Origin of the sequence: Micromonospora sp. NBC_00858, from assembly GCF_045207365.1 — a bacterium.
GTDB lineage: Bacteria > Actinomycetota > Actinomycetes > Mycobacteriales > Micromonosporaceae > Micromonospora.
Genome location: NZ_CP108828.1, coordinates 1,162,598 through 1,175,859 on the forward strand (window position 1 = coordinate 1,162,598; position 13,262 = coordinate 1,175,859).

Here is a 13,262-nt window from a genome sequence, read left to right on the forward strand (position 1 = left end):
TGCCATGCGGTCGTGGTGAACTCGGCGGACACGTCGGTCTTCCAAACCGAAGAAGCGGGGTCGGTGCCCGCCGACCGCTCAACCATTCCGGGCTGCTCTGCTGGCAGGGGCGACGGGACTTTGAATCCCGGTACAAACGTAGGTTCGATTCCTGCTCCCGGAGCTCACACCCCAGGCGCGGAGCCCGTCGCCGCTGGAATCACGCCGGATGACCTGCTCGTGGCAGGACTGACCAGCGTCTCGTGCTGCCGGTACGCGTCGATCACGGTGGCGGGGATGCGTCCGCGCTCGGTGGCCTTCTGGCCGACGAGCTTCTCGTTCTTCGTCCACCACTCCCGGATGATCCGTCGACGGTCCCGCTCGGCGTTCTGGGACTTCATCGCCCCAGGGGCCGCAGGGCCTGCCCCCTGCCAGGCCCTGCGGGCGGCATCAACGAACGGGGCGAGATGCTCCTCGAAGCTGCTCCGGCTCTTCTCGGTCAGGTCGATCCGGTACTCGACGCCGCAACCTGCGGTTCTCGCCTCGGTAGCCCAAAGGCAGGAGGCTCATACGCCAGGTCGCCGAGATCCACGAGGACGAGCGGCCCAGCTGGTCCAAGTCCGGCGTGCTCCGGCGCGACGGCCACCATTGCGGCTACCGCCTGGCCCCGGCCACGACCGTCGACCACATCCAGCCCCGCTCCCGCGGCGGGCGTAACACCTGGAAGAACACCGTCAGCGCGTGCTACTCGTGCAACTAGCGCAAGGCGGACCTCACCCTCGCCGAGGCCGGCATGGACCTGCTGCTCCGGCCGCAGGTCTCCACCTGGTCGAGCACCGTGCAGCGTCGACCCTCCCCGCCGGCGAGACCGCGGCTCGCCGGCCCATTCCGAGATGGTGCAATCTGGCAGCACGTCCGATTCTGCATCGGAAGGCTGGAGGTTCGAGCCCTCCTCTCGGAGCGCAATGCCCTCGTAGCCCAACGGCAGGAGGCGCGGTCTTGAGGAGGCCGACAGTGCGCGTTCGAATCGCGCCGAGGGCACCACGCCGGCGTAGCTCAGATGGACCGAGCGTCCGCCTTGTAGCGGAGGGCCGCCGGTTCGAGCCCGGCCGCCGGGTCCACGCCGCCGTAGCTCATCAGGCAGAGCAGCGTCCTCGTAAGGCGCAGGTGGTTGGTTCGAGGCCAACCGGCGGCTCGCAGTACATGCCCGACTGGCCCAGAGGAAGAGGCGCTCGGTTCAGGTCCGAGAGGTGCGGGGTTCGATTCCCCGGTCGGGTACGCATGGGTCGAGGGCTGGTGCCCAGTGTCGCTTTGCAAGCCTCGTGTGCCCGGTTCGAAACCGGGTCGATCCACTGTCCATGCCGGCCAGTTCGTGACCGCAGGTCCGCCGAAGCGCGATAGGTGGACCGTGTATGCGATCTCCCTGTGGGAAAGCCGAGCCGGCTGGAAGTCGCGCGCCAAGGTGTCGTAGCTCAATTGGCCAGAGCACCGCCCTGTCGAGGCGGGGGTTGCGGGTTCGAGTCCCGTCGGCGCCGCGCAGCAAGATTATGGAGGGGTGGCATGAGCGGTCTATGGCGCTTCCCTGCTAAGGAAGACCGGGGGCAACCCCGGCCCGGGTTCGAATCCCGGTCCCTCCGCCAAGCCGTCGTGGCCAAGCTGGTTAAGGCACCTCGCTGATAACGAGGAGATGCGCTGGTTCGACTCCAGCCGACGGCACGGGCCGCCGGGGCGGGGCAGAACCCGGCGTACCGGCCGGCTTCCCTCGTTTGCAACACATCCCCCCGTAGCTCAGTGGAAAGAGCACGAGATTACGGTTCTCGGTGTCGCTGGTTCGATTCCAGTCGGGGGCTCTTTCGGGATACGGCGCAGTCAGGTAGCGCTCCGGTCTGGGGGGACCGGAAGTCGCCGGTTCGAATCCGGCTATCCCGACTCAACGGGTTGTAGCTCAGTTTGGTGGAGCGCGCGGTTCGGGACCGCGAGGACGCAGGTTCGAATCCTGTCAACCCGACGCATGGAGGGTAGTGCGGAACAGGTCCGCGACCGGTCTCGAAAACCGGCACCGGGTGAAAGCCCGAGGGTTCAACTCCTTCACCTTCCGCCATGCGCCGTTAGCTCAGTTGGTAGAGCTTCCGACTCTTAATCGGAGTGTCCAGAGTTCGATCCTCTGGCGGCCCCCTTGCGGGATGGCGCAGTTATGGAAGCGCGCTGGGCTCATAACCCAGAGGTACCCGGGTTCGAATCCCGGTCCCGCTCCCGTCGCGGTAGCTCAGCGGGAGAGCAACGTCTCGACAAGGCGTAGGTCGCTGGTTCGATCCCAGCTCGCGGCACGTACCCACCTGGCGCGGTGGACGAATGGAAGAGTCGCCCGGCTTTCACCCGGGACATGTGCGGGTTCGAGTCCCGTCCGCGCTGCCATTCCCCTGTAGTTCAAGGGTAGAGTGGCCGGCTGTTAACCGGCTGATCTTGGTTCGAGTCCAGGCAGGGGAGCCAAGCCCGCATAGCTCAGCGCGCAGAGCAGCGCCTTCACACGGCGCAGGTCGGGGGTTCAAATCCCTCTGCGGGTACTGGCCTTCGGGCCGCGAGTGTGGCCGTAGCGCAACAGCAGGGCACAGGGTTGAGCTACACTGCCCGTGTGGACAAAGAGCTATTGGAATCCGCGCTGGCTAAAGGGCTGAGCCAGCGCCAAATCGCCGACTGCCACGGCTGCTCTCAGGTCAACGTTCGTTACTGGCTCAAGAAGCATGGGCTGCAATCCCGTCGTCGCGTCGCTGCTGCGCCGAAGACGGCCACGTCTGTTAGACCGCCAATCGCGTTCCCGTCTCGCCCGACTGCGCTTACGGCGAACGACTCCAACGCCGTCGCAGCCATCGTGGAGAGTCGCGTACTGGCCGCCCTCACTAATGCTGGCTACCCCTGCTACGTTCCATTCGGGGTGGGCAAAGCAGACCTGGTGATCGAGACCGGCGACGGGATGAAGTCGGTCCAGTGCAAGACCGCCCGGCTGGTCCGGAACGGCTCGGTCATCGAGTTCGCCACTACCTCCAAGAACTACGCTCAACAACGAACGACCTACGTCGGGCTGGTCGACTACTTCGGTGTCGCAGTCCCGGGACGGCCTGGCGTCTACCTTGTGCCGGTCAGCGAGGTCGGGAAATCGTCGGCGTACCTGCGGATCGCCCCACCGGTCAACGGCCAACGGTCGCTCGTTCGGATGGCCGATGACTTTTTGATTCCTGGGTCGACGGAGATTTAGAAGCATGGTGGTTGTAGTAGCTCAGTGGTAGAGCACCGGGTTGTGGTCCCGGGTTGTCGCGGGTTCGAGTCCCGCCAGTCACCCCAAGCGCGTCGTGGGCGGCGGCACGCCCCCCGGCCTGTAAAGCCGGCGCTTTCGAGCAGACCTGGGTCGGCACCAGGGACGCGCACCATGCCCCCGTAGCTCAGCGGATAGAGCAGCGGTTTCCGGGACCGCAGGCCGGCCGTTCGAATCGGTCCGGGGGCGCGCACGGTCGTATGCCCGAGGGGTGAGGGAGCGGTCTGCAAAACCGCGCACGCCGGTTCGAGTCCGGCTACGGCCTCTAGATGCCATCCACTGCGGAGTAAGGCGCAGGCGGACGTGGGTCCAGCTGCTGCTCATAACGGCGGCCTGCTCGGTTCGACTCCGAGGCTTGCGACCAGTCCGGCACATGCGTCGAAGCAAGATCGCCGGCCGTTACCGGTCACAAGACGATGCGTGACCCCGCTGTCGCTGGCCTCCACACGTCCTATGTGCTCGCCGGTAACACACCGGTCCTCGTACACACCTGCGGTGGCGAACTCGCCCCTTCCATGGGGGTCGCAGCAAATCCCGTCGCGGGGCAGCGCCGTACACCGACCACCCGTCGATTGGGAGGAGGATTTACTAGGTGAGGTCAGAAGGGGGCAGGCGTTGTAGGGCAGGTGCCGGCCTGGAAGCTCCCGTCAGCCCGCACGAATCGTCCGTACTGTTGATCTGCCCGAGCAGGGGACCTTGCAGCGTTATCACCGGGCAGTTCGGCAGCGCGCAACCATGTTCGGTGATCGATCCGCTTGTGGTGTACCGCAGCACGAACTCGGAATGGGGCAGCTGACGCCTGCCGTCGCTGCTCGGAGCCGCAGGCGAAACACCGGGTGTGTCAGAGCCGTCTCGTGGTGAACAGGGTGGTCCCGTAGACCGCGTCCACTTCCTTCCGATCGGTCTCGGTGAACCCGACCTTGGCCAGCACACGGCGAGAAGCGGTGTTCCACTCCCAGACTGTGGCCCACAGACGTTCGTACCCGGACGATCTCGCCCAGTCCAGAACCGCCAACGAGGCCTCGGTCGCGTATCCCTGACCCCAGAATCGGCGTAGCAGCTCGAACGCCAGTTCCGGTTCCCCTTCCGATCCTCGTCCGCCGTCGATCAGCCCGCAGTAGCCGATGACGTCACGAGCGGCCTTCCGCTCGATCGCCAGTAACCCGGTCGACGATGGCTGGTTGGTGCGGATCGAATCCTCGAGTTCCGCGACCGTGGGGTGTCCATCCGCGTCGATTCGGCGGTGCGGCGGCACTCGTGGGTCACGTTCGGTCCACAGCTCGCGCTGGACGACAGCCTCGGCTACCCGCCAAGGTCTGAGCAGCAGGCGATCCGTCTCGAGGACAACTTCGCGGCCCGGAGTCGCTTCAGCTGCCATGACACCAACTTTCTCACGGGCGCACGCACTGTCATGCTGCGGGACGCGCGGTCGATCGTGCCGAATCGTGGACGCTTGATGTGCGGACGTCGTGGCCTGCCTGATGCAAGATTCGCTCCCGTGAGCGAGTCTGAGCGTGGGCACCCGATCTCCGATGATCGGCAGCGGACGGTGCGGTGCAGATACATGTAGGACTCGAAGGCGTACCGTTCGACGGTTTCCGGGCCGAACACGCCGGTGAACGGAGTATGTGGCCCCGAACGGCTGCCGACGGTCGGCCTCGCGCCGCTGGCTGCCGGAGCCGTTGCTTGTGCCCGGCTAGGCGTTGGTGACTCCGGTGGGGAAGAACCGGCGGCGGGCGGCGAGGCTGACGTAGACGAGGGCGACCAGGACCGGTACCTCGATCAGTGGTCCGACGACTCCGGCGAGGGCCTGGCCGCTGGTGACGCCGAACACGCCGATCGCCACGGCGATGGCAAGTTCGAAGTTGTTGCCGGCCGCGGTGAAGGCGAGCGTGGTGGTGCGTTCGTAGTTCAGGCCGATCGCCCGACCGATGGCGAACGAGCCGAACCACATGATCGCGAAGTACGCGAGGAGGGGGAGTGCGATGCGGGCGACGTCCCAGGGCTGGGCGGTGATCGCGTCGCCCTGCAGAGCGAAGAGCAGCACGATGGTGAACAGCAGCCCGTACAGGGCGACCGGCCCGATCCGGGGCAGGAACTTCGCCTCGTACCAGTCGCGGCCCTTGGCGCGTTCGCCGAATTTGCGGGTGAGGTAGCCCGCGGTCAGGGGGATGCCGAGGAAGACCAGGACGCTGCCGGCGATGTCCCATCCGGAGACTGACAGTCCGGCCTGCTCCAGGCCGAGCCAGCCGGGCAGGACCGTGAGGTAGAACCAGCCGAGCAGGCCGAAGGCGAGGACCTGGAAGACGGAGTTGAGCGCGACCAGGACGGCGGCGGCTTCCCGGTCGCCGCAGGCGAGGTCGTTCCAGATGATGACCATGGCGATGCAGCGGGCGAGGCCGACGATGATGAGGCCGGTGCGGTACGCGGGCTGGTCGGGTAGGAGCAGCCAGGCCAGGGCGAACATGACGGCGGGGCCGATGAGCCAGTTGATGACCAGGGAGGAGATCAGCAGGCGCCGGTCGGAGGTGACGGTGTCGAGGCGGTCGTAGCGGACCTTGGCCAGGACCGGGTACATCATGATCAGCAGGCCGAGGGCGATGGGTACGGAGATCCCGCCGATCTTGACCCGGTCGAGGGCGTCGTCGAGTCCGGGGATCAGTCGGCCGAGGAGCAGCCCGGCGGCCATGGCGGCGCCGATCCATACCGGCAGGAGCCGGTCCAGCGTCGAGAGCCGTGGTGTGGTGCGCGCCGGTGTGGCCAGTGCCGTCATGGGGTTCGTTCCTCTGTTGGTTCCTGGGCGGGTGCGTCGGGCCCGCAGGGCCGTCTGCCCTCGGCGCCGGTGGGCGCCTGGTCGGCGAAGGTGATGCACTGACCGAGCGCGCGGAGCGATTCGGGCCGGAGTCGGTAGTGGGTCCAGTAGCGGGCGCGCGGGGCGGTCTCGGGGTCAGGCGACAGGGCGCAACTCGGTGAGGAGTTTCTCCACGCGAGTGCGGATCTCGTCGCGGATGGGGCGGACGGCCTCGACGCCCTTGCCGGCGGGGTCGTCGAGCTTCCAGTCCTCGTAGCGCTTACCGGGAAAGACCGGGCAGGCGTCGCCGCAGCCCATGGTCACGATGACGTCCGAGGACTGCGCCGTGGCGTACTCGAGGAGCTTCGGCGTCTGGTCGGTGATGTCGATGCCGACCTCCCGCATGGCCTGCACCGCGGCGGGATTGACCGTCTCGGCCGGGGCGGAGCCGGCAGAGCGGACCTCGACGGCGTCGCCGGCGAGGTGGCGCAGCCAGCCGGCGGCCATCTGGGAGCGGCCGGCGTTGTGGACGCAGACGAACAGGACGCTCGGCTTGTCGGACATCAGAAGCCCTCCTTGCAGTGTGGATCGCGGGGCCAGTTGACCGGTGCCTGGTCGGGAATCGCCGGCAGGGTGCGGGCGGGGTCGCTGTTGCGGTCGAGACGCTGGTAACGGCCGGCGGGACGCGACGGATTCACCAGGCCTCGGTACGTTTCGTCCGCCCTACGATGCTGCGGCTTGGTGCTTACGGGGTGCAGTTGGGCGCCGGGTTGCCCTCGTTCATCGCGCACGTAGGGGTTGGTGTCAGTCATGGCGGCCGGCCGAACTCGTGGCGGGGGCGACGTTGGGGGCGACGCGGTCGACGCGGGCGGCGAGGTCGGCGAACGCGGCCTCGAACGCGGCGTCGGTGTCGACGCGGACCGGGTCGGGCACCGACCAGTGAAGTCGGGGCGCGGCTGGGCCGGTGAGTTCCTCGTGGGCGTTGTCGCAGACGGCGATGACGAGGTCACCGTCGCGCACGATGTCCGCGACGTGCGACGTGCCGGTCGGGTTCAGCCGCAGTCCGTGCCGGTGGGCCACGGCGACAGCCCGCGGATGAACCCGCTGTGCGGGCTGCGTTCCTGCGGACGCAGTCGAGGTGTGGGTGCGGTCGGACCAGAGGGCGGCGGCGAGTTGCGAGCGGGCGGAGTTGTGGGTGCAGACGAACACCACCCGACCCACCTCGGTCAACGGCGCCGGCATCAGCATGGCCAGGGCCTCGGGCCGCAGCCGCAGGTAGGTGCGACGGCGGTCTCCCTCGGACCGGCTGCGGACGACGAGCCCGGCTTCGGTGAGGACCTTGACGTGGTGGGCGACCAAGTTCGTCGGCATCCCCAGGTCCTGGGCGATCTCACCAGGGGAGGCATCGCCCAGGGTGAGCGCGTCGACGACCGCCAGGCGCGCCGGATCCCCGAGCGCGGCGTGGATGCGGGCGCGCCCCTGCAGGGAAGCAAGCTCAATAGTCATTGAGTCAACTATTGCTGAGCAACTTTGCCGCTGTCAAATGGCGACGAGTCGGTGGTCGGTGTGGGGCGCGCTGAGTGCACCCGGCTGGGTGGATGTTCACCCGGGGGCCGCGGCCTACGCCGTGGGGGTCGGTTCGACCGTGAGCAGCGCGGCGAGCTGGCGCAGGATGGCCGGGCGAGCGCGGTAGTAGACCCACGTCCCGCGTCGCTCGGCATCGACGAGGCCGGCCTCGCGCAGCGTCTTGAGGTGATGCGAGATGGTTGGCCCGGTGAGGTCGAAGGCGGGAGTGAGGTCGCAGACGCACGCCTCCCCGCCCTCCGCCGAGGCGATCATCGACATCAGCTGCAGCCGCACCGGATCGCCCAGGGCCTTGAACGCCGGAGCGAGCACTGCGGCGGTTTCGGCCGGCACCCGGCGCTGAGCCAGTGGAGGGCAGCACGGCGTATCAGCGGTCAGATCCACGAGGGCGAGAGGCGCGCCTTGCTTCGACATGTCTCTAGGTTGACATCCTTCTAATCAACGTGCAACTCTCTGCTTAGACAAACGTCAAGACAGGCGGAAGGGAACACGATGAGCGAGGACACCCAGAGGGCAGGCGGATTCACCGGGGACCCGGGCGCCGCCCTGGCCGTGACCGGGTCGGGCTCCTGTTGCGGAAGCCCCGCGCAGGGGGTCGGCTCGATCCTCCCGCCCGCTGGCGAGACAGCGACGACCGGCGGCCCGTGCTGCGGCACCCAACAGACCGCCGAGGCGGCCGACTCCTGCTGCGGCACCACGGCGAAGGCCGACGCGATGCGCACCGGACAGGGGTGCTGCGGATGACCCCGGCAGCCGGCCCGCCCGCCACCATGGCGGCACGGCTCGCGGCCGTGTCCGCCGAGCGGATGACCACGACCGTCGCCGCCCTGGCCGCGGACGACTTCGCCGGTCGGCGGGTCGGCACGCCGGGCGGGGCTGCCGCCCGCGCCTGGCTCGCCGACCACCTCACCGCGCTCGGCGCGAGGGTCGAAATCGACGACTTCCCGGTCCGAGCCGTGCCCGACATCTACGCCGCACCGACCGTCACATGGGGTGTCGGCGACGTGTCGGCGGATCTGACCTTCGGTCGTGAGGTGTCGATCCACCCGGCTTCCACCGACACCATCGAGGTCAGGCGTGGCCTGCTGGGTGTGGCCGGTAGCGATGACCCGACCGGCCGCTGGCTGGTGGTGCCAGCGGGGATGATTCTGTTCGACGCCTACCGTGACACCCGAGGCGCCGCCGGTCTGCTCCTGAGCCGCGCGGTCGACGCCGACGGATGGCAGTACACAACCCTCGCGGGCCCGGACCCGGGACCCCTGCCGGTCCTGACGCTGGACCCGAGCACGCACTCTGTCGTCTTGAGCGCCGCCGGTGAGGGCTGGATGAGCGCGAACACCCCACTACGTCGCGCCGACGCCACCGGGACCAACATCTACGCCACCTTCGACCGACCCTCGCCCCGTGCGGTAGAGCTGCTGTTGACCGCCCACTACGACGGGGTGGGCGACCACCCCGGCCTGCGCCAGCCCGGCGCGTCCGACAACGCCAGCGGCGTCGCCGTGGTCCTGGAGGCCGCCCGGGTCCTGTCCGCCGTGCTCCCCGACGAACTCGGACTGTCCGTCGCGCTGCTCGACGCCGAGGAAATCGGGGCGTTGGGCTCCGCCCACCACAGTTCTCGACTGCGTGCCAGCGGCGGCAACCCGCTGGTCATCAACGTCGACGGCGCCGGCCGCCTCGACCAGGCCGCCGCGGTAGAGGCCGGGGGCCCCGCCCACCGGCTGCTCGCCCTGCTCGACCAAGCCGGCCGACACACCGGCCTTCCCCTAACTGCCGGGCCCGTGGCGTCGGACAACCGCCGCTACGGCGCCGCCGGGCTTGCGGCTGTGGGCATCGGTGCGGGAATGGCCGGCTACCACAGTCCCGCCGACACCCCGGATCGCGTCGACCCGCACACCCTGACGGCCATCGCCCGCCTGGTTGTCGCGACCGTGTCCCTCGCTGCGCCCGCACCCGCTACACTTTCATCGCCGATCGGCGATAAACGATGAAGGGGGAGATGTGGCGGCCGAGATGCTCGACCGGACCACCGCGCAGGCGTACGCATCCTGGTTCCGGGCCCTGGCCGACCCGACCCGAGTGCAGATCGTCGAATACCTCGCCCGGCACGCCCGACCAATGAGCGTGGGAGAAATCGTCGACGCCGTCGGCCTGGCGCAGTCCACCGTCTCGCAGCACCTGAAGATCCTCACCGAGGTGCGGTTCGTCTTCGTCGAGCCGGTCGGCACCGCCCGCCACTACCGGATCAACGACGCCTGCGTCGACTGCTTCCCGTCCGCCGCGGACGTGGTCATGGGCCGACCCGCCCCCCACCCGAATGGAGCCTGCTGATGGCCGACATCACGGTGCGCCCCCTGCGGGACGACGACGCCGAGCGGGTTCTGGCGATCTATCAGGCCGGACTCGACGCCGGCAACGCCAGCTTCGAGACGATCGCACCCACCTGGGCGGCGTTCGACGCGGCAAAGCTGCCCGAACACCGCTTCGTGGCGATCGACGGGAACACGGTGGTCGGTTGGATCGCTGTCGTGCCCACCTCGGGGCGCACGGTCTACGCCGGCGTGGTCGAGCACTCCGTCTACGTCGACCCCGTCGCGCAGGGCCGCGGCGTCGCCCGGCTGCTGCTGGACACGCTGATCACCTCCACCGAAGCCGCCGGCATCTGGACCATCCAGTCCGGAGTCTTCCCCGAAAACGCCGCCAGCCTCACCCTGCACGAGCGGGCCGGCTTCCGGGTCATCGGCGTGCGCGAGCGGGTTGGTCGCCACCACGGCCGCTGGCGCGACGTCGTCCTGCTCGAGCGGCGCAGTCCCGTCGTCACCTGACCAACCCTGGCCCCTCACAAGCAGGGCCTCGTCCACCTACTTGATTCGATAGTTCTCAACACAGAGGAGTTTGACCGGTGAGCACCCTGAACGAGCTGCCTGTCGTGGTCATCGGCGCCGGACCAGTAGGCCTGGCCGCCGCCGCGCACCTGAACGAGCGGGGCATCGCCTTCACCGTCCTCGAAGCCGGCGACACCCCGGGTGCCGCCGTGCGGCAGTGGGGCCACGTGCGGGTGTTCTCCCCGTGGCGCTACAACATCGACCCGGCCGCCCGCCGGATTCTCGACGAGGCGGGCTGGGCCGCCCCTGACCTGGAGGCCCTGCCCACCGGAGCGGAGCTGGCCGGCGACTACCTCCAGCCCCTCGCGGAGCTTCCGCAGCTCAAGCCGTACCTGCGCTACGGTGCCCGGGTCGAAGCGATCAGCCGTCTGGGCCTGGACCGACTGCGCACCGCCGGCCGTGAGTCCACGCCGTTCCTGATCCGCCTCGCCGACGGCGAAGAGCTACTCGCCCGCGCCGTCATCGACGCGTCCGGCACCTGGGGCACGCCGAACGTCCTGGGCGCCTCCGGCTTGCCCGCCCGCGGCGAGACCACTGTCGCTCCGTTCCTGGAGCACGCGCTGCCCGACGTTCTAGGCGCGGCCCGGGACCGCTTCGCCGGCCGGCACACCCTCGTCGTCGGGGCCGGCCACTCCGCCGCGAACACGCTGCTGTCCCTGGCCGAGCTGGCCGAATCCACGCCGGGCACCGAGGTGACCTGGGCGATCCGGACCGCCTCACCGGCGCGTACCTACGGCGGCGGGGACGCCGACGCGCTGCCCGCCCGCGGTGCCCTGGGCTCGCGGCTGCGCGCGCACGTCGACGCCGGCCGGATCCGGCTGCTCACCGGCTTCTCCGTGCACGCGCTCACCCCGACAGACGGCCGGGTGAGTGTGGTGGTGCGGCACGGCGACGGCGGCGAGGAGTCGGTCACGGTGGACCGGATCGTCGCGGCCACCGGCTTCCGACCGGACCACTCGATCGCCGCCGAGCTGCGCCTGGACCTGGACCCGATCATGGGCGCCACCCGCGCGCTCGCGCCGCTCATCGACCCGAACGAGCACTCCTGCGGCACCGTGCCCGCACACGGCGTCGACGAACTCGTCCATCCGGAGGCCGGCTACTACGCCGTCGGCATGAAGTCCTACGGCCGGGCGCCGACGTTCCTCATGGCCACCGGCTACGAGCAGGTCCGCTCCGTCGTCGCCGCCCTCGCCGGCGATTGGGACGCCGCCCGCGACGTCCAGCTCGACCTGCCCGAAACCGGCGTGTGCAACAGCAACCCCACGGACTCCGCCGCCGGCGACAGTTGCTGCGGGCCGGCGCCGACCGCCGAGCCGGCAGCGCGCGGACTGGCCACCGGCATCTCCGGGGGCCTGCTGTCCGCACCGTTGAACCTGGTCACCCTTGACGCCGCCCCCGCTGGTGGTCAGGCCGGCGGCTGCTGCGGCAGCTGATGCCCACCACCACGACGGTGCCCGCCGACCCCACAATCGGCGGGCACCACGTCCACGGCTGGGGCAGGTGGGCATGCGGCCGGCCGCCGCAGTAGCTGCACTTCCGGAGTTGTGGTTCCGGCCGTTTTAGCTGCGCGTGTCGAAGTCGGCTGAATTTCACCCCTGGGTTCCACGTTGCGGGGCCGTGTTTCGCCCGACTATGGGGCGGGGCTCGCGGCGAGTCCGGTGCAGGCGCGCAGGCCCGCGTACTCCTGGCCGATCCGGGCCGTGTCTTCGCGGCCGGCGAGTTCGGGTCGACCGGTGCGGCGGGAGATCGTCGCGGGCACCAGTTCCGTTTTCGAGATCGCGGAAGCGTCGAGGGTCACCCGCAGCACCCCCGTGTCGTTGCTGTACGCGTCGTCACGCCACCACAGGAAGTTGCCGAGTCCGTACTGGACGAAGGTCTTGCCGAGCCACCCGTCGCCGAGCAGTAGGTGGGCGTGGGTGCCGACCACGATCGTGGCACCGGCCTCGGCCATCTCGCCAGCGAACGCGCGAGCCTCGGCGGGTGGACACGCGTCGCCCTCCGTGCCCCAGTGGACGTAGACGACGACCACGCTGGCCTGGCGCCGGGCGGCGCGCACCGCCGCGACGGCGCGCGGTAAGTCGCGGGTCATCGCGATGCCGGCACGGGTGTCTGTGGCTCTCCACTCCGACCACAGCTCGGAGACCTGGCTGAAGCCGAGGACAGCGATTTTGGTACCGCGTATCTCGGTGATCCACGGCGCGTACGCCGCCGCCGCGTCGGCGCCCGCCCCGACGGCCGGCAACCCGACGGCCCTGGCTGCGTCCACGGTGTCGGCCAGCCCTGTCCGCCCGTAGTCCAACGCGTGGTTGTTGGCGATCGACACGACGTCGATGCCGGCGGCCTTCACCGCGTCATACGCGCTTGCCGGCGCCCGGAAATGGAACTCCTTCGGCTCGGGAGTGCCGCGTGTGGTGACCGCCGTTTCCAGGTTGACCATCGCCAGGTCTGCGGCCGACAGCGTCGACGAGATCGACCCGAACGCGGTCGCCGGGTCGCCCAGCAGATCTGCCGTACGGTCGGCGAAGTGCACGTCGCCCGCGAAGGCCAAGGTGATCTCGGCGGGGTGCGACGGGGAGCCCGCAGGGGCGGAGCGGGTGGGCGCAGCGGCCGGCGGGGTCCGGACGGCATCGCACGCCGTAACAGTCAGGGTCGCCGCCAGCGCGACGAAGGAACGTGCCCATTTCACTCAGCGCAGCGTACGGAAACCCGC

14 protein-coding genes, 22 tRNA genes and 1 pseudogene are annotated in these 13,262 nt (G+C 69.3%); 28 read left to right on the plus strand and 9 right to left on the minus strand.

What is annotated here, in order from left to right; all coding sequences use genetic code 11:
* Positions 1-6: 6 nt before the first annotated feature.
* Positions 7-79 (plus strand) — tRNA-Gly (locus tag OG990_RS05475).
* A 7-nt stretch (positions 80-86) separates the two neighbouring features.
* Positions 87-163: transfer RNA gene (locus OG990_RS05480), tRNA-Gln, on the plus strand.
* Position 164: 1 nt separating this feature from the next.
* Here the strand turns inward: OG990_RS05480 and OG990_RS05485 are convergent.
* Positions 165-491, minus strand: a pseudogene (locus OG990_RS05485) (histone-like nucleoid-structuring protein Lsr2); the annotation flags it as partial.
* Between the two features lie 113 nt (positions 492-604).
* Here OG990_RS05485 and OG990_RS05490 point away from each other — a divergent pair.
* The 22 genes from OG990_RS05490 (at position 605) to OG990_RS05595 (ending at position 3,554) form a co-directional block, all read left to right on the plus strand.
* Entirely contained in the window at positions 605-739 is a 135-nt protein-coding gene (locus OG990_RS05490) for an HNH endonuclease (protein ID WP_328418349.1), read from the plus strand.
* Between the two features lie 127 nt (positions 740-866).
* Positions 867-940, plus strand: a tRNA-Gln gene (locus OG990_RS05495).
* 6 nt (positions 941-946) lie between these two features.
* Positions 947-1,023, plus strand: a tRNA-Leu gene (locus tag OG990_RS05500).
* Between the two features lies 1 nt (position 1,024).
* Positions 1,025-1,100: transfer RNA gene (locus OG990_RS05505), tRNA-OTHER, on the plus strand.
* A 1-nt stretch (position 1,101) separates the two neighbouring features.
* Positions 1,102-1,174, plus strand: a tRNA-Thr gene (locus OG990_RS05510).
* Between the two features lie 10 nt (positions 1,175-1,184).
* Positions 1,185-1,257: transfer RNA gene (locus OG990_RS05515), tRNA-Leu, on the plus strand.
* Positions 1,258-1,440: 183 nt separating this feature from the next.
* Positions 1,441-1,514, plus strand: a tRNA-Asp gene (locus OG990_RS05520).
* Between the two features lie 14 nt (positions 1,515-1,528).
* Positions 1,529-1,619: transfer RNA gene (locus OG990_RS05525), tRNA-Ser, on the plus strand.
* A 1-nt stretch (position 1,620) separates the two neighbouring features.
* Positions 1,621-1,695, plus strand: a tRNA-Ile gene (locus tag OG990_RS05530).
* A gap of 62 nt (positions 1,696-1,757) precedes the next feature.
* Positions 1,758-1,829 (plus strand) — tRNA-Arg (locus tag OG990_RS05535).
* Between the two features lie 4 nt (positions 1,830-1,833).
* Positions 1,834-1,908 (plus strand) — tRNA-Pro (locus OG990_RS05540).
* A gap of 5 nt (positions 1,909-1,913) precedes the next feature.
* A tRNA-Pro gene (locus tag OG990_RS05545) sits at positions 1,914-1,987 on the plus strand.
* Between the two features lie 5 nt (positions 1,988-1,992).
* Positions 1,993-2,080 (plus strand) — tRNA-OTHER (locus OG990_RS05550).
* A 76-nt stretch (positions 2,081-2,156) separates the two neighbouring features.
* A tRNA-Met gene (locus OG990_RS05555) sits at positions 2,157-2,232 on the plus strand.
* A 2-nt stretch (positions 2,233-2,234) separates the two neighbouring features.
* Positions 2,235-2,306, plus strand: a tRNA-Val gene (locus OG990_RS05560).
* Between the two features lie 11 nt (positions 2,307-2,317).
* Positions 2,318-2,394, plus strand: a tRNA-Glu gene (locus OG990_RS05565).
* A 1-nt stretch (position 2,395) separates the two neighbouring features.
* Positions 2,396-2,469, plus strand: a tRNA-Asn gene (locus OG990_RS05570).
* A gap of 1 nt (position 2,470) precedes the next feature.
* A tRNA-Val gene (locus OG990_RS05575) sits at positions 2,471-2,543 on the plus strand.
* Between the two features lie 68 nt (positions 2,544-2,611).
* Positions 2,612-3,232, plus strand: coding sequence for a group I intron-associated PD-(D/E)XK endonuclease (locus OG990_RS05580; RefSeq protein WP_406079248.1), 621 nt, complete (start codon positions 2,612-2,614; stop codon positions 3,230-3,232).
* 7 nt (positions 3,233-3,239) lie between these two features.
* Positions 3,240-3,318, plus strand: a tRNA-His gene (locus tag OG990_RS05585).
* An 87-nt stretch (positions 3,319-3,405) separates the two neighbouring features.
* Positions 3,406-3,478 (plus strand) — tRNA-Arg (locus tag OG990_RS05590).
* 5 nt (positions 3,479-3,483) lie between these two features.
* A tRNA-Cys gene (locus OG990_RS05595) sits at positions 3,484-3,554 on the plus strand.
* 576 nt (positions 3,555-4,130) lie between these two features.
* On the opposite strand, the gene OG990_RS05600 is transcribed toward OG990_RS05595, so the two are convergent.
* The 7 genes from OG990_RS05600 to OG990_RS05630 form a co-directional block, all read right to left on the minus strand.
* Positions 4,131-4,667 (minus strand): GNAT family N-acetyltransferase, encoded by a 537-nt coding sequence (locus OG990_RS05600; protein WP_406079249.1) that lies wholly within the window; start codon positions 4,665-4,667, stop codon positions 4,131-4,133.
* Complete coding sequence (locus tag OG990_RS05605) at positions 4,592-4,900, minus strand: hypothetical protein (RefSeq protein ID WP_406079250.1); 309 nt, start codon at positions 4,898-4,900, stop codon at positions 4,592-4,594. Before OG990_RS05605 ends, OG990_RS05600 begins: the two co-directional genes overlap by 76 nt.
* Before the next feature lie 85 nt (positions 4,901-4,985).
* The gene (gene arsB / locus OG990_RS05610) at positions 4,986-6,062 is read right to left on the minus strand and encodes an ACR3 family arsenite efflux transporter (protein ID WP_406079251.1); all 1,077 of its coding nucleotides are present in this window, start codon (positions 6,060-6,062) and stop codon (positions 4,986-4,988) included.
* 174 nt (positions 6,063-6,236) lie between these two features.
* On the minus strand, positions 6,237-6,644 hold the full coding sequence (locus OG990_RS05615; protein WP_328418341.1) for an arsenate reductase ArsC: 408 nt from the start codon (positions 6,642-6,644) through the stop codon (positions 6,237-6,239).
* The gene (locus OG990_RS05620) at positions 6,644-6,778 is read right to left on the minus strand and encodes a hypothetical protein (RefSeq protein WP_406079252.1); all 135 of its coding nucleotides are present in this window, start codon (positions 6,776-6,778) and stop codon (positions 6,644-6,646) included. The genes OG990_RS05615 and OG990_RS05620 overlap by 1 nt, the downstream gene beginning before the upstream one ends.
* Positions 6,779-6,884: 106 nt before the next feature.
* Positions 6,885-7,586 carry a helix-turn-helix domain-containing protein gene (locus OG990_RS05625; protein WP_406079253.1) on the minus strand — a complete coding sequence of 234 codons (702 nt, stop codon included), beginning with the start codon at positions 7,584-7,586 and terminating at the stop codon, positions 6,885-6,887.
* 114 nt (positions 7,587-7,700) lie between these two features.
* Positions 7,701-8,078, minus strand: a complete 378-nt coding sequence (locus OG990_RS05630) for a metalloregulator ArsR/SmtB family transcription factor (RefSeq protein ID WP_355611690.1) — start codon at positions 8,076-8,078, stop codon at positions 7,701-7,703.
* 326 nt (positions 8,079-8,404) lie between these two features.
* Here OG990_RS05630 and OG990_RS05635 point away from each other — a divergent pair, with 326 nt between their 5' ends.
* The 4 genes from OG990_RS05635 (at position 8,405) to OG990_RS05650 (ending at position 11,985) form a co-directional block, all read left to right on the plus strand.
* Positions 8,405-9,655, plus strand: a complete 1,251-nt coding sequence (locus OG990_RS05635; RefSeq protein ID WP_406079254.1) for a M28 family metallopeptidase — start codon at positions 8,405-8,407, stop codon at positions 9,653-9,655.
* Between the two features lie 22 nt (positions 9,656-9,677).
* Positions 9,678-9,995, plus strand: coding sequence for a metalloregulator ArsR/SmtB family transcription factor (locus tag OG990_RS05640; RefSeq protein ID WP_328426714.1), 318 nt, complete (start codon positions 9,678-9,680; stop codon positions 9,993-9,995).
* On the plus strand, positions 9,995-10,489 hold the full coding sequence (locus OG990_RS05645) for an N-acetyltransferase family protein (RefSeq protein WP_328418331.1): 495 nt from the start codon (positions 9,995-9,997) through the stop codon (positions 10,487-10,489). Before OG990_RS05640 ends, OG990_RS05645 begins: the two co-directional genes overlap by 1 nt.
* A 77-nt stretch (positions 10,490-10,566) precedes the next feature.
* A complete protein-coding gene (locus tag OG990_RS05650) occupies positions 10,567-11,985 on the plus strand; it encodes an FAD-dependent oxidoreductase (protein WP_406079255.1) in 1,419 nt (472 codons plus the stop codon).
* Between the two features lie 197 nt (positions 11,986-12,182).
* Here the strand turns inward: OG990_RS05650 and OG990_RS05655 are convergent, their stop codons facing one another.
* Positions 12,183-13,238, minus strand: coding sequence for a CapA family protein (locus OG990_RS05655; RefSeq protein ID WP_406079256.1), 1,056 nt, complete (start codon positions 13,236-13,238; stop codon positions 12,183-12,185).
* Positions 13,239-13,262: the final 24 nt, after the last annotated feature.

Excerpts from the sequence above, each read along its gene's own strand:
- OG990_RS05600 (WP_406079249.1), bottom strand. The coding sequence starts at position 4,667 with ATGGCAGCTGAAGCGACTCCGGGCCGCGAAGTTGTCCTCGAGACGGAT.
- arsB (WP_406079251.1), bottom strand. The coding sequence starts at position 6,062 with ATGACGGCACTGGCCACACCGGCGCGCACCACACCACGGCTCTCGACG.
- OG990_RS05615 (WP_328418341.1), bottom strand. The coding sequence starts at position 6,644 with ATGTCCGACAAGCCGAGCGTCCTGTTCGTCTGCGTCCACAACGCCGGC.
- OG990_RS05625 (WP_406079253.1), bottom strand. The coding sequence starts at position 7,586 with ATGACTATTGAGCTTGCTTCCCTGCAGGGGCGCGCCCGCATCCACGCC.
- OG990_RS05630 (WP_355611690.1), bottom strand. The coding sequence starts at position 8,078 with ATGTCGAAGCAAGGCGCGCCTCTCGCCCTCGTGGATCTGACCGCTGAT.
- OG990_RS05635 (WP_406079254.1), top strand. The coding sequence starts at position 8,405 with ATGACCCCGGCAGCCGGCCCGCCCGCCACCATGGCGGCACGGCTCGCG.
- OG990_RS05640 (WP_328426714.1), top strand. The coding sequence starts at position 9,678 with ATGCTCGACCGGACCACCGCGCAGGCGTACGCATCCTGGTTCCGGGCC.
- OG990_RS05645 (WP_328418331.1), top strand. The coding sequence starts at position 9,995 with ATGGCCGACATCACGGTGCGCCCCCTGCGGGACGACGACGCCGAGCGG.